Annotated in this window: 9 protein-coding genes and 3 pseudogenes; 9 read left to right on the forward strand and 3 right to left on the reverse strand. The window is 59.0% G+C overall.

Going from position 1 to position 13,175, the window contains the following annotated elements; all coding sequences use genetic code 11:
- Positions 1-8: 8 nt before the first annotated feature.
- The 3 genes from repA (at position 9) to repC (ending at position 3,611) form a co-directional block, all read left to right on the forward strand.
- Complete coding sequence (gene repA / locus ACXHRN_RS27390; protein WP_488642303.1) at positions 9-1,223, forward strand: plasmid partitioning protein RepA; 1,215 nt, start codon at positions 9-11, stop codon at positions 1,221-1,223.
- The gene (gene repB / locus ACXHRN_RS27395) at positions 1,220-2,242 is read left to right on the forward strand and encodes a plasmid partitioning protein RepB (protein ID WP_488642249.1); all 1,023 of its coding nucleotides are present in this window, start codon (positions 1,220-1,222) and stop codon (positions 2,240-2,242) included. The genes repA and repB overlap by 4 nt, the downstream gene beginning before the upstream one ends.
- A 154-nt stretch (positions 2,243-2,396) precedes the next feature.
- Positions 2,397-3,611: a plasmid replication protein RepC gene (repC, locus tag ACXHRN_RS27400; protein WP_488642250.1), complete on the forward strand. Its 1,215-nt coding sequence runs from the start codon at positions 2,397-2,399 to the stop codon at positions 3,609-3,611.
- Positions 3,612-4,022: 411 nt separating this feature from the next.
- On the opposite strand, the pseudogene ACXHRN_RS27405 reads toward repC, so the two are convergent.
- Positions 4,023-4,459, reverse strand: a pseudogene (locus ACXHRN_RS27405) (VOC family protein).
- Positions 4,460-5,168: 709 nt separating this feature from the next.
- On the opposite strand from ACXHRN_RS27405, the gene ACXHRN_RS27410 reads away from it, so the two are divergent.
- The 3 genes and pseudogenes from ACXHRN_RS27410 to ACXHRN_RS27420 all read left to right on the forward strand — a co-directional run bounded on the left by ACXHRN_RS27410 (position 5,169) and on the right by ACXHRN_RS27420 (position 6,518).
- Complete coding sequence (locus ACXHRN_RS27410) at positions 5,169-5,405, forward strand: hypothetical protein (protein ID WP_488642304.1); 237 nt, start codon at positions 5,169-5,171, stop codon at positions 5,403-5,405.
- A 251-nt stretch (positions 5,406-5,656) separates the two neighbouring features.
- Positions 5,657-5,968: pseudogene (locus ACXHRN_RS27415) on the forward strand (XRE family transcriptional regulator); the annotation flags it as partial.
- Between the two features lie 142 nt (positions 5,969-6,110).
- A complete protein-coding gene (locus ACXHRN_RS27420) occupies positions 6,111-6,518 on the forward strand; it encodes an RES domain-containing protein (RefSeq protein WP_488642251.1) in 408 nt (135 codons plus the stop codon).
- A 361-nt stretch (positions 6,519-6,879) separates the two neighbouring features.
- Here the strand turns inward: ACXHRN_RS27420 and ACXHRN_RS27425 are convergent, their stop codons facing one another.
- Positions 6,880-8,031 (reverse strand): site-specific integrase, encoded by a 1,152-nt coding sequence (locus tag ACXHRN_RS27425; RefSeq protein WP_488642252.1) that lies wholly within the window; start codon positions 8,029-8,031, stop codon positions 6,880-6,882.
- A gap of 329 nt (positions 8,032-8,360) precedes the next feature.
- Positions 8,361-9,958 (reverse strand): annotated as a pseudogene (locus ACXHRN_RS27430) (IS66 family transposase).
- A gap of 379 nt (positions 9,959-10,337) precedes the next feature.
- Between ACXHRN_RS27430 and ACXHRN_RS27435 the strand changes: the two are divergent.
- The 3 genes from ACXHRN_RS27435 to ACXHRN_RS27445 all read left to right on the forward strand — a co-directional run bounded on the left by ACXHRN_RS27435 (position 10,338) and on the right by ACXHRN_RS27445 (position 13,136).
- On the forward strand, positions 10,338-11,273 hold the full coding sequence (locus ACXHRN_RS27435) for a helix-turn-helix domain-containing protein (protein ID WP_488642253.1): 936 nt from the start codon (positions 10,338-10,340) through the stop codon (positions 11,271-11,273).
- Positions 11,270-12,046, forward strand: a complete 777-nt coding sequence (locus ACXHRN_RS27440) for an AraC family transcriptional regulator (protein ID WP_488642254.1) — start codon at positions 11,270-11,272, stop codon at positions 12,044-12,046. Before ACXHRN_RS27435 ends, ACXHRN_RS27440 begins: the two co-directional genes overlap by 4 nt.
- 103 nt (positions 12,047-12,149) lie before the next feature.
- Positions 12,150-13,136 (forward strand): NADP-dependent oxidoreductase, encoded by a 987-nt coding sequence (locus tag ACXHRN_RS27445; RefSeq protein ID WP_488642255.1) that lies wholly within the window; start codon positions 12,150-12,152, stop codon positions 13,134-13,136.
- The last annotated feature ends 39 nt before the right edge of the window (positions 13,137-13,175 follow it).

The following is a 13,175-nucleotide window of genomic DNA, read 5'->3' on the forward strand; positions in this document are numbered from 1 at the left end:
GTTTTGAGATGGCGAAGATCGCCGCGAAAACAGCGTCTGTAGTTGAAGGGTTGACCGCATTGATGGAGCGTCACGCCGACGCCCTGTCTAGCCAACTTCAAGCACATCATCTCAAAGTCTTCCCACCAACTTCCGAAAAGGGCATTCGAACATTCGCGCCGTCCGAGGCGTCGAAGCTACTTGGCGTCGGTGAGTCTTATCTACGACAGACCGCGTCGGAAATGCCAGAGTTGAACTTAAGCATGAGCCCGGGCGGCAGGCGAATGTTCTCAATTGAAGATATCCATGCAATTCGAAAGCACATGGATCAGGTCGGCCGCGGGAACCGGCGCTACCTGCCGCATCGTCGAGATAGCGAGCAGCTTCAGGTTATCTCGGTTATGAATTTCAAAGGAGGGTCGGGCAAGACGACCACCGCAGCGCATCTGGCACAGTACCTAGCGATGCGCGGGTACCGGATCCTGGCAATCGATCTCGATCCTCAGGCAAGTCTTTCGGCTCTCTTCGGAAGTCAACCGGAGACTGACGTTGGTCCGAACGAAACGCTTTATGGTGCGATTAGGTACGATGATGAGCAGGTACCGATCGAGCAAGTTGTCCGAGGAACTTACATTCCCGACCTTCACCTAATCCCTGGTAACCTCGAGCTGATGGAGTTTGAGCACGATACGCCGCGAGCGCTGATGAACCGCAAAGAGGGCGACACGCTCTTTTATGGTCGCATCAGCCAAGTGATTGAAGATATTGCGGATAACTATGACGTCGTCGTCATCGACTGCCCTCCCCAGTTGGGGTATCTCACGCTGTCCGCTTTGACGGCGGCGACGTCCATCCTTGTCACTGTCCACCCGCAGATGCTGGATGTGATGTCGATGAACCAGTTTCTGGCAATGACATCGAGTCTTTTGCGGGAAATCGAGAACGCGGGAGCCAAATTCAAGTTCAATTGGATGCGGTACCTGATAACGCGCTTCGAACCGAGCGATGGCCCGCAAAACCAGATGGTCGGCTATTTGCGATCGATCTTTGGCGAAAATGTCCTCAACTTCCCAATGCTTAAAACCACTGCGGTTTCGGACGCCGGCCTAACAAATCAAACGCTTTTCGAGGTCGAGCGTGGCCAGTTTACGCGGTCGACCTATGATCGGGCATTGGAAGCGATGAACGCCGTCAACGACGAGATCGAAACTCTGATCAAAAGAGCATGGGGTCGACCCACATGAGCCGGAAACACCTCCTTGACGTTTCAACTGACACCCCCGACATATCAGCAGCCGACAACAGAGCGGCAAAGAACCGCGCAATGCCGCTTCTCGGCGTAGCAAGGAAGGATCGCGATCCGGCGACGAAACTGACGGCGAACATTGGTAACGCTCTGCGCGAGCAAAATGATCGTCTCGGCCGTGCCGAGGAGATCGAACGGCGTCTCGCTGAAGGTCAGGCGGTTGTAGAGCTGGACGCCACGTCGATTGAGCCATCTTTCGTCCAGGATCGCATGCAGGGAGACATCGATGGGCTCCTTGCTTCGATTCGTGAGCAAGGACAGCAGGTCCCGATCCTTGTGAGGCCTCATCCGGATAGGCCCGGTCGATACCAGGTCGCCTTCGGCCATCGTCGGCTGCGCGCCGTTTCAGAACTGGGTCTGCCCGTTAAGGCGGTCGTTCGTCAATTGACAGACGAGCAACTGGTTGTAGCGCAGGGGCAGGAAAACAACGAGCGCGAAGACCTGACCTTCATCGAAAAGGCGCGATTCGCACATCAGCTCAATAAGCAGTTCCCGCGAGAGATCGTCATCGCTGCCATGTCGGTCGACAAGAGCAATTTGTCGAAGATGCTTCTTCTTGTCGACGCCCTACCCTCAGAACTGATCGATGCTATTGGCGCCGCTCCGGGAGTTGGGCGCCCAAGCTGGCAACAACTCGCAGAACTTTTCGAGAAAGGAGCTTCTCCGTCGGACACAACAAGATTTGCTTCGGCGGAAGAGGTGCAGGTGCTGCCATCGGCGGATCGGTTCAAGGCAGTGATCGGCCACCTGAAGCCTCGTCGGATTGAACGCGGACTGCCGGACGTCATGTCGACCCCCGACGGAGACAGACTTGCGCAGGTGACGCAGAGCAAAACCAAACTGGAAATCACAATCGACAGGAAGGCGACGCCTGATTTTGCGGCCTTCGTGCTCGAGCATTTGCCAGCGCTCTATCAAGCGCATCGTGCAAAGCATCAACGTAACCAGGGAGAGTAACCCGCAAAAGAAAGAGCCCCCTCAACGTTGCCGTCGCGGAAGCCCTTCTGTCTCTTTAGCACGAACAGAATCGCATTTCCTCGAATCCTCGTCAAGAGTTTTTAGCGCCGTTTTGGTGAGTTGTTTTCCTTTGCCTGCTAAAAGGTGAAAGACAATGCAGACGGGAAGTGTGACGACGCCATTCGGGCGGCGGCCGATGACGCTTGCGCTCGTGCGGCGCCAGAAGGCGTTAGCCGATATTAAGCAAGGCAAGACTGTAGACAAGTGGAAGGTGTTCAGAGATGCGTCCGCCGCCATGGAACTGCTTGGAATCCAGTCCAACAGTCTCGCGGTTCTCGACGCACTGCTCAGCTTTCACCCGAACAATGAGTTGCGTCAGGACGCACAGCTAATCGTCTTTCCGTCGAATGCTCAGCTTGCGCTTCGAGCGCATGGAATGGCTGGCGCGACTTTGCGCAGGCACCTGGCCATTCTCGTGGAGTCAGGATTAATCTTCCGGAAGGATAGCGCCAACGGAAAGCGTTACGCTCGCAAGGATGTCGCCGGTCAGATCGAGAGCGCATTTGGCTTCGACTTGTCGCCGCTCCTCGCGCGGTCCGAAGAGCTGGCGATTATGGCACAACAGGTAATGGCCAATCGAGCCGCATTCAGGAAGGCCAAAGAGAGCCTGACGATTTGCAGACGCGACGTTCGGAAGCTAATCACTGCAGCTATGGAAGAAGGCCTGGAGGGCGACTGGCAAGAGGTCGAGGACGTTTACGTGGCACTTGTGGGCAGAATCCCGCGTGTGCCGACGCTTGCCGGCGTCACTTCGATTCTCGAAGAAATGCAGATGCTACACGAAGAGGTAGTTAATCGGCTGGAAATGCAGGAAAATTCGGGAAATAGTAGCACCAATCATGCTCATAGCGAGCAGCACATACAGAATTCAAATACCAAATCCTCTAATGAACTTGAACCAGGCTCCGAAAAGGAGCAGGGCGCGATGCCGAGTAAGATACGCCCACCGAAGAGCGAGCCGATGAAGGCGTTTCCGCTAGGAATGGTCCTGAGGGCATGCCCGAGCATCGGCGACTACGGGCCTGGCGGCGTGATATCCGGCTGGCGAGATTTGATGTCCGCCGCAGTGGTGGTTCGATCAATGCTGGGGGTAAGCCCGTCGGCCTATCAGGACGCATGCGATGCGATGGGGCCGGAAATGGCGGCGGCGGCAATCGCTTGCATTTTGGAAAGAGCAAATTTCATCAACTCCGCTGGAGGTTATTTGAGAGATCTTACGCGGCGTAGCGAGCGTGGGGAGTTCTCACTTGGCCCGATGATAATGGCGTTGCTGAAGGCCAACGGGCAGGGGGGATTGAAGGTTGGATAGGGTTTTGACCACAGAGATCCAATCAAGGATCGCAGAGGTCAAAAACTTGAAGGCGGCGGTTTATCGGCCTTGGGAGGTCTGTGGTCAGCTGACCACAGACCTAATGAACTGAAAACATATGCTTTTTTTATATCGCCCTTGGGACGGCCGAACTAGATTTCCTAAAATCTGGCGCGAGTGTGGTTTCCTCGTCGAACTTCAGGACCCTGCTCGGTAGAGGCAGGAAGTCCGCGAGCTCTTTAGGTTGCTGACGGTGGCTTTCGGGGCGACCGGCGCGGGGTTGACGACCTAATCGCGCTTGGCGAGAACGCGGCGGCAGACCGTTGAGGGCTGGGCCTCGAACAGGCGGGCCGGCCTAGGATGCGCTCGCCGACATTGATCACTCCCACCCCATTTGTCTTTGCATTGCGCTCAGCTGAGTTCTTGGGCCAGTCCGATCAGAAGCCCTTCAGGGCCACGGATGTAGCAGAGCCGATACACGTCTTTATACTCGACGACTTCGCCGACGAGCTGCGCGCCGCGCGCACGCAGCCTTTCAAGCGTCTCGTCGATGTTGTCAACGGTGAACATGACGCGGAGGTAACCGAGCGCGTTGACCGGGGCGTTCCGGTGCTCTGCGACGACAGGAGGTCTAAGGAAGCGCGAGAGCTCGAGCCGGCTGTGGCCATCAGGTGTGCGCATCATGGCAATCTCGACATGCTGATCGCCCAGTCCAGTGACACGTCCGGCCCATTCTCCTTCGATCGTGGCCGCCCTTCGAACTCGAGGCCGAGTTCACGAAAGAAATCAATCGCCTCTCCGAGGTCTTCGACGACGATTCCTACGTTGTCCATCCGCTTGAGCGCCATGTTTCCAATCTCCAAGGTGTCGCTGCAATCTACAAGATGTCGCCTAGTCGAACAACGGCCGGTTGGGTGCCCCAAGCGGTCTCTTAGCGCTCTCAAATGAAAGGAGAGCTATGGGCGATCCGGTGCCCAGGGCTTGCCATCGGATGGAACGACCCTCGCCTTTTCCTCTCGCGGATATTTCTGCGTGGCTCGCGAGCAATGCGCTTCGGCGAAGGCAACGGCGTCATCAAGAAAATTGTTGCGCCTTATGGTTCTGTCCGGCGCGATGCTGCAGCTTGGCATGCGCCACCAGCGCGCTGACGCGACGCCCTTTGTCCGCGTGGTCATCGACAAGCGCGAGACTGCGGTCGCGCAGAAACGTGCGGCTTCACGACCGGACGCGAAGACATCGTCCTCCGAACAAGCATACGAAGACGGCCCGCTGTTTGCGGGCTTCCTTCATCGATATTGCATGTCCGCTGCTCATAGCGGGAATGAATGCCCTAGCGAACGTAATGGGTCAGTCCTTGTTTTGTCTGCGATTGGCGCGTAGTTGCTGTGACGGGTCGACCGCAAGGGTGGTGCCAGCTGGGCTGCTTCTGGTGCCGCATCTTCGAGAGCGGGCGCAATGTTCCAAGCCACCGTCACCCATTGACGTGCATAGTTTTCACCACAATAGGGTCAAGCCGAAAAATGTGGCAAGCGCCAGCCAGACAACAACAGGAGTGTAATAGTGAGTGAACCGACCGTAGCAGATGCAACAAATCGCATTTATGAATCGCTCCAGGCAGACAATGCCGACATCGACGTGCAAATCGCGACTCTCAAGGCAGCGTTGACGCGCGCGGGTTTGAAAGAGGCCACATTCGACCCGGCCAGGCTCGTGCAGAACAACCGCTCTGGTAGGAAGCTAATGCAGGCATACTTTCGGCAGCGCGGCGTAACGGTGAAATTCACGGCTTCGTAAAGCCCTCCTGTGACGTCAAACAGGCCGCAGCATGACGGCTGACCAACTCACCCTCGAGGAGGCCTGACACCAAGCTTTGGCCTTCGGGCGCGACGCTGAAGCAATTTAGCTCCCCTTGGACCATCGCAGGCATTGCGAAGAGTGCAGCGTGCTCTTGCTTTCCGAGGACGTGGCGACTTGAATGCGTGAGCTTCGATCTCGAGAGAAGGACCAGTACATTCATGTTGCAGTACCGGCGGGCGCTCGCTTCTGACATGCTGGGCGGAGCGCAGACAATTTCAGCCGTTGAATAAGAGCCGCTGCCTCATCAAGATGCGTTTCCGGTGGAAGACGCGTCAGAGCCGGATGACGAGCTTCAGGCAGCGTTGGCCGCCGCACGGGATCGCGGCCGGCGGCTTCCGAAGCTGCACCAAATCTTGGGCGGTGCGTGGGCGGTTTACCGTTTCCTGGTCACGCCGGACGGCGCTCCGGATGGTCGGACCGGGCTCGATGCGCTGAAACGCGGCCAGGACGAGGAAGTGATTGCAGCGGCCGAGGGTGTCGCCCGCGGTGATTTTCGCTGAGTGACCGGAAGCAACCCGCCCCTGGGTTTCGAGAGTTGCCAGCTCGATATCGAGATCATTCCTGTCGGTCGTCGATTCGGACGCATCTATGCGAGCGCCTTTTCCGATCCCTTGGGATATGGAAAGACGTCGAGCCGGTTCAGTGATCCCTGCCGCGGTCCTGCGTCATCGGCGAGACGGTCTCGTCGGCGATCTGCCTATTGAGGAAAAAGAGATCTTTGCGCGGCGCTATGCGGAGATTGGGACGATCGCTGATCTCCGCCTTGTTGATCTTCGCGAGGACCACGCGATCAGGATGGGTGTGCCGACGGATGTCGCCAAATCCTCCCGCCAAACGCTCGCTCGGGCATGGTCGCTTGCTTTCCATGAGCACCAGTCCGCGCCGGACGGAATCACCTATCCATCCTGCCTGAACGGACATACGAATTTCGCGGTCTTTGACCGCGCCATCTCGAAATTGTCGGCAATACGTGTTGTGCCGTTGATTGGAGCGCCGGGCCTTGCCACCGTGATCGACGATCTTCGCGTGAGCCTCGTCGACATCATCTGAACCAACCCCAAGAACCGGCGACCGCGCTCTCTGCTTGATCTCTCGGCCGCGCTCTCAGTGTTGGATTCGCGAAGCAAGATGGTCGATTGCGTCATGGCGGGGAGCATCAACGGTCCGGCTCCTTGCGGTTTTCTCCGAGCGTTGGGCGGGGCGATATGTGACCGTGTCGCTCAGAGAAGCTCGCGCAACTCCTGAATTTGCATGCGCTGGTGGTGCCAGCGGTGTCTCCACTTCGCGGCAGCTACGGAGGAATGGTGTCTTCCACTTCGCGCGAAAACTGTAAGTGCGAGGAGGAGATATTCGCCGGGAGTTTGGGAGTTGAAAAAACCGGCGAGCGATCGAGGCGGCAGAAGCTCGGCCTTCACGACAGCAATCGTGCGGCCCGACCGCTCCTCCTCGTGGCGTTGTTGTAATAGCTGGAAGCCTGTTGCACGGAGCGATGCCGAGACTGCTCCATCGCTTCCGGAAGAGGGATGCCGCGGTTCGCCGCCTCGGTCAGATAGCCGGACCGCAGCCCGTGCGCCGAAAACTCCACCGGCTCCAACCCGGCCATCGCCACCCGCTGCTTAATAATCGCATTGACCGACTGCGGATCGATTGCGCGGCGCGAGACGGTTCCCCAGCGTCCGATCGCCCGAAACACGCTCCCGCTCTCGATTTTCGCCGCCGTCATCCAGGCGTTGAGCGCCTCCACCGGTCGGCCGGTGAGATAAACAACGTCGTCCTGTTCGCCATTGCTGGTTTTGGTGCGACCGAGATGAATGGCCAGCGAGGGGAGGGGGGCGCCATTCTCGACCGGGATCGGTGGCTCGACGGTCAGCTGTTCGCGGCGCAGTCCGGCGATCTCGCTGCGCCGGCGGCCGCCGGATGCGAAGGCGACCATCAGAATGGCGCGGTCCCGGAGATCGCACAGAGCGTCGGTTGCGCAGGTCGCCAGCAGTTTTGCCAGCACGTCACCGGTGACCGCCTTGGCGCTCTTGCGAAGACGTTGTCTTGGCGCGGCTCGGATCGCCAGCCGAATGGCTGATTTGAGGGCAGGGGAGGCGAAGACACCTTCCACGCCGCGCCATTTGGTCAGCGTCGACCAGTTCGCCAGCCGACGGCGCACCGTCGCTGGCGCGTGCGGACCGACTGATTTCAGAAAACCCTGGCTTCGAAGGTTTTCGTCGACGTCGGCCGGCATACCGTGATCGGGATCGCTCTCCCGGCGCTGCGGATCCCAGAGGTGATGGGCGACGAATTTCAGCAGCAGTGCTTCGGGTGCCGGCCATGGCAGCGATTTTTTGGTGGCAGCCAGCGCCCAGGCTTCGAGATAGGCGAGATCCGAGGTCAGCGCCCGCAAGGTGTTGTCGCCCATGCCCTGGTTGACGAGATGGCGTAGCGTCTCGACATCCCGGTCGGTCAATAGCTCGGCGAGTTCGTCGCGCCGTTCGAGCGGCAGGACGGCGGCAATCGTGTCGAGCTCTTCGGCGCGTCGCTCGACGGCGGTCAGTAATTTTTTGGGTTTGACCACGGGCGCTCCAAAATCGCGGGTTTCGGCGGCCTCTGAGACCGGGATTTGCCCCGATTCTTTCTGATTTGCCCCTCAAAATCAATCTACCATCGATAAGCGATAGTTATCGATGGTCAGCCATCAATTTATCAAAAGCGGCCGGTAATGAACTCTAACTATGAGATAGCGTTCGTTTAGCAAATCATTTACCATGATTTCAATGTCTTACGATTTGTCGAAATTGCCCATCTCTAGCCTGCTGCGTAAGCGGGGCTAATTTGTTGGCCGTGCCGACACAATCAGCAGATCTCACGGGGAAAAGCATGGTGGTGAGACCATGGCCAAACGCCTTAGGCGCGTGCCGCAACCAGGGAGGGGAGTGGTGGAATAGGATGACCGCCATCGCCGATGCCCAACCTATCGCCGAGATAATGCCAGAACGACAGGTCGAGCTTTTGGCAGGTCTTCATCAGGCCGAGCATGCTGTCGCGCGCTTGGCGACCGTTGCGACTGACCGTGCCGCCGGAAATCTTTCGCTTGATGACAAATCCGCGCAGATCTCTTTCCGACGCATTGGTATGGAGCGGGGTTTCAGGCCGCTCGAGAACCCGCAGCAGTTCTGCCTTGCGGCGGCTCAGTCGAAACAGCAGTTTGTCGAGGTCGCCATAACCGGTGCGCAGCGAGAAAATCCGATCGAACCGGGCCTGAATGCCCCGGGCTGCACGCGGATCGGGTCTTCGCTGATAGGCTTTCAGGGCCTTGTAAAAGCGCCAGATGAGATCCCGCAGGGTTTCGACATGCCGTACTTGGCCGGGTGTCGCCGGCATCAGTTTGTGCAACAACCGTTCGGCGTGGACCCAGCACAGCGCATGGGTGCCGACGCGGAACTGTCCGGCATCGTCGGAGACAATCACCGCATTGCCGACCAGACCATGATGGCGGATGGCGCCCCAGATGCCGGCCTCGGCAAACGGGCGGATTATTTCTTTGTCGAAGATGTCGACACCATTGGCGGCCAGATACTCGAGAAACGGAACCTGATTGGCAAACCGCCGCGGTTGGCGTGTCTTCAACCGCGTCAGAAGGGCAGGGTCGACCTGACGGTCTTCCAGAAAGGTGAAGGCGGCATCGTTGAGAACATAGTCCTGATAGTTGCCGCGCAGCAGGGCCAGAAAGTTCAGCCGCGATTTCGAGGGTGCCGTGCGAAAGGCGCAAAAATGTTCGCCCCCGATCTGCGTCGTATGAAAATTGCGGTTGCCATGACGGGCGCCGGTGTCGTCGACCGTGACAAAGGGCGCCGAGACCAGGCCAGCATGCAGCACAGCGGCATCCTCGGCATGAAAGCCATCCAGCCCTTGCGTCAGAAACCGGATGACCTGGCGTTTGGAAATCTCGACACCGACATCGTTGAGCAGGGTCGTCAAACGCTGTGTCGTGACCTGCCCATGGCTGTGGAGCATCAGGCAGAAGCGCCGCAGGTTGGCACCGTAGCCGCCCTTTACACCTGCTGGCAGCGGCGCAATGATCGTATGTCCGTCCGGCGTCACCCAGCATTCGCGACGATAGCGCACAACATCGGGCCGCACGATCAGATCCCGCACCACGCAATCCCTATAGCCCTTGAAGCGCGATCCGGGTGGGGCGATGGCAGGCAGTACCTCTGTGCGCATGACGCGCTTGGTGTCGCCCTTCGGCCCGCGACGCCGCGCAGGCTTCTCCTTGCCGGCAACCATCTTGTCGCTGGTCGCCTGTTCCATGCCCGATGGCTTGAACGGCGGGCGCGGCGGCAGGTTCTTCAGCCGCGCAATCTCGTCGCGCAGAAGCTGGTTGTCGACCTTCAGCCGGGTGTTCTCGATCCTGAGCTGGTCGTTCTCGTCACGAGCTCCCGCAGCGCCTTCAGCGACAGCGTGTCGGCATGCTCGGCCATGGGCAGGCGGCGCTTCGTCATGAAGGGAGTGAATCATGATTTACAAAAAACGGGAATCCCTCGTGCCACCGGATTTGCTCCAGTTACTGCAGCGGCCGATCTCGGGCGCCTGCTGCGAATTTAACGTAACCGCTTCACACCCGGCGGGGCGGCATTCACAGGCTAGGCGTCTTACTGAGGTTGCTCCAAATCCGTTCGTGGCAGCTAGGACATGTGGACAAAGGATTTGATCCATTTGTTGACCCGAAATTGAATATCAAAAAACCGGCATTTTTTTCTCATACTGCCAAAATTGACGTTTAGTCTGGGCTTATTGGCCGGTTTGGGTTTGGCGTGGGCCGAATTCTCGTTTAATTTCCGTGCCGAAACCTTCAATGAACGCTGACAGAAGGCGCCGTCGATGCAGGAGAATGGTGCGTATGGGCAGAAACTTGGTTCGCGCTTCAACCTCGAAGCGGTTCCAACCATCATTTCCCGGAATTTCAAGAAAGCCGACTTGGCGATCACCGAAATCCGCTCCGACGAAAGCGGGTACTTCCTGTCGAAGAATATTCCCGCTGAGGATGCATTTCTTGTCACGCTCCAGCTCAGGGACTTCCCGAACCACCAATATTGGGAGGATGGTCGCGCAGCACCAGTCAGCAACCTTAGAGCCGGGGACACGACCCTTTACGACCTCAAGCGCGATCCGGTCGTCCTCCTCGACAAGCCGTTCCACTCGATGCACTTCTATCTGCCGCGCGTCGTCCTGAATGCCATTGCCGACGATACCGACGTCACGCGCATCGGCGATCTTGCCTATCAACCCGGAGCCGGCGTCGTCGATGACACGATGCGCGGCCTGATCGGCGCTCTTGCGGCGGCGTTCGTGCGGCCGGAAGAGGTCGGCCAGGTGTTCACCGACTATATGACGCTGGCAATCGCAGCGCACGTCGCTCAGGCCTATGGCGGCATGGGCGTTGAAAAGGTGGTAATCAAGGGTGGGCTCTCGCCTTGGCAGGAGCGAAGGTCGACGGAGCTGCTGGCTTCCCGCTTGGCGGGCGAATTGGCGATCGTCGACCTGGCGCGGGAATGCGGCTTGTCGCAGCGGCATTTCTGCCGCGCATTCCGTCGCTCGACGGGCCTGTCACCGCATGCCTGGCTGCAGTTGCATCGCATTGAGCAGGCCAAGAGCCTGCTTGCCCAGAGCAGGCTGTCGCTTGCAGAAGTCGGCGCGGCCTGCGGTTTTGCCAGCCAAAGCCATTTCACCCGGATCTTCACTCAACTCACCAGGGCCAGTCCCGGCGCGTGGCGGCGCGCCAATGGCTCGACCGTCTCCTATTCCAGGAGCGCATGATGGCAAGTCAGGGCGCTTTCGGCCAGCGGCTGGGCGACAGTTTCCATCTCAAGCGGGCGCCGGTCTTCGTCACCAAGGCACTGGGATCTTCCGATATCGCCGCCACGCTGATCCAATGCGACGTGGCCAACAATGGCCTGACAAAACCAATTTCGCGCGAGGATGCCCTGCTGGTTACGCTGCAGCTGAGGACCTGCCCAGAACATGGGATGCAGATCGATGACAAATGGGTCGACACCGAGCCGCTGATTGCCGGAACCACCTGCATCTACGATCTCCAATCCAATCCGATTGCCAACAGTGTCAGCCCGTTCCGGTCGCTGCATTTCTATCTGCCCCGACGGGTGCTCGATTCGATCGCCGACATGGAAGGCCATCGGACGGTTGGAGCGATCGGCCAGAACCCCGGCGTGGGCATTGACGATCCGGTGATCCGCGGCCTGGGTTCATCATTGCTGCCCTGCTTTGACAGGGTCACCGGCGGGAATGCCTTTTTCATCGACCATGTGACAGTTGCCGTCGCGTCGCACGTCGTCCGAGCCTATGGCCGGCAGAAAAGATTGCCGGATGGTGGCTACCGGCTCGCACAATGGCAAGAAGTGCGGGCAAAGGAGCTGTTGAGAGCCAATCCGGACGGCGCCATTACCATCACAGCTGTGGCGCGGGAATGCGGGCTTCCAGTCAGCATTTTTCGTAAGGCCTTCAAGGCGGCAACCGGCCTCGAGCCACATGAGTGGCTGGCAAACCACGCCGCTCCCGACAGCGCCCATTGAGCCATACGGAAGTTTCCCAGCGGAAACGGGCAATTCTACGCGCAAACACACAAGAATCTCTCCACTCCTCGGGCCAGAAAAGGCAATCACTAAGGAGGGTTGGATGGACATGACCGAAAAACCGCGCGGCGAATCCGCCGGGACCAGCAAACAGACGATGACGGCCTGCCGGGTCAACGAATTCGGCCCGCCGGCCGTGATCAGTATGGTGCAGGTTGAACGGCCCAAACCCACAGCCGGAGAAGTGCTCGTCAAGGTCAAAGCGGCCGGCGTCGGACCCTGGGATGGCTGGATCCGCTCGGGCCGTAGCGCCCTGCCACAGCCGCTGCCGTTGACGCTCGGCTCCGATATATCTGGCGTTGTCGAGGCCGTTGGACCGGATGTGACGCATGTCCGGCCAGGCGATGCGGTCTATGGCGTCACCAATCCGCGCTTTACCGGCGCCTATGCCGACTATGCGGTTGCCGTTGCCGGCATGATCGCCAAAAAGCCGGTGACCATCAGCGATGTCGAAGCGGCATCGATCCCGGTGATTGCGGTCACCGCGCGGCAGGCGCTGTTCGAGCACGCAAAGCTGACGCCCGGACAAAGCGTCCTGATCCAGGGAGGTGCGGGCAATGTGGGTGCCTATGCCGTGCAGTTTGCCCGCAAGGCAGGGCTGAAGGTCATTGCTACGGCTGCGACCGCCGATCTTGCGGCGATCAAGGCGCTCGGCGCCGATGTCTGCATCGATTTCACCAGCCAGCGTTTCGAAGATGTCGCCCATGATATCGATGCCGTGATCGACCTCGTCGGCGGCGATACGCAGCGGCGTTCGTTCGCCGTGCTCAGGCGAGGCGGCAGGCTGGTTTCCGCAGTTTCCCAACCGGATGAGCAACTGGCGATCGCCCATGGCATCGAGGCGCGGTTTTTCCTCGTCAATGTCACCACGGCGCAGCTGGTCGATATCGCAGCCTCAGTCGACATCGGCGACCTCGTCACAAATGTCGGCGATGTCCTGCCGCTTGCCGACGCGGCCATAGCCCACGAGATGCTCGAAGGTCAGCGTCCGCGTCGCAAGGGCAAGATCGTGCTGACGGTCGCTGATTGAAGCTCGCACATTCCAAAACCAGGTCAGGAGAAAATGACC

Source organism: Shinella sp. OV683, from assembly GCF_057787725.1.

What these genes read in the sequence shown, in the direction of transcription:
- repA (WP_488642303.1), top strand. Translation starts at nt 9, where the DNA reads ATGGCGAAGATCGCCGCGAAAACAGCGTCTGTAGTTGAAGGGTTGACC.
- repB (WP_488642249.1), top strand. Translation starts at nt 1,220, where the DNA reads ATGAGCCGGAAACACCTCCTTGACGTTTCAACTGACACCCCCGACATA.
- repC (WP_488642250.1), top strand. Translation starts at nt 2,397, where the DNA reads ATGCAGACGGGAAGTGTGACGACGCCATTCGGGCGGCGGCCGATGACG.
- ACXHRN_RS27435 (WP_488642253.1), top strand. Translation starts at nt 10,338, where the DNA reads ATGCAGGAGAATGGTGCGTATGGGCAGAAACTTGGTTCGCGCTTCAAC.
- ACXHRN_RS27440 (WP_488642254.1), top strand. Translation starts at nt 11,270, where the DNA reads ATGATGGCAAGTCAGGGCGCTTTCGGCCAGCGGCTGGGCGACAGTTTC.
- ACXHRN_RS27445 (WP_488642255.1), top strand. Translation starts at nt 12,150, where the DNA reads ATGGACATGACCGAAAAACCGCGCGGCGAATCCGCCGGGACCAGCAAA.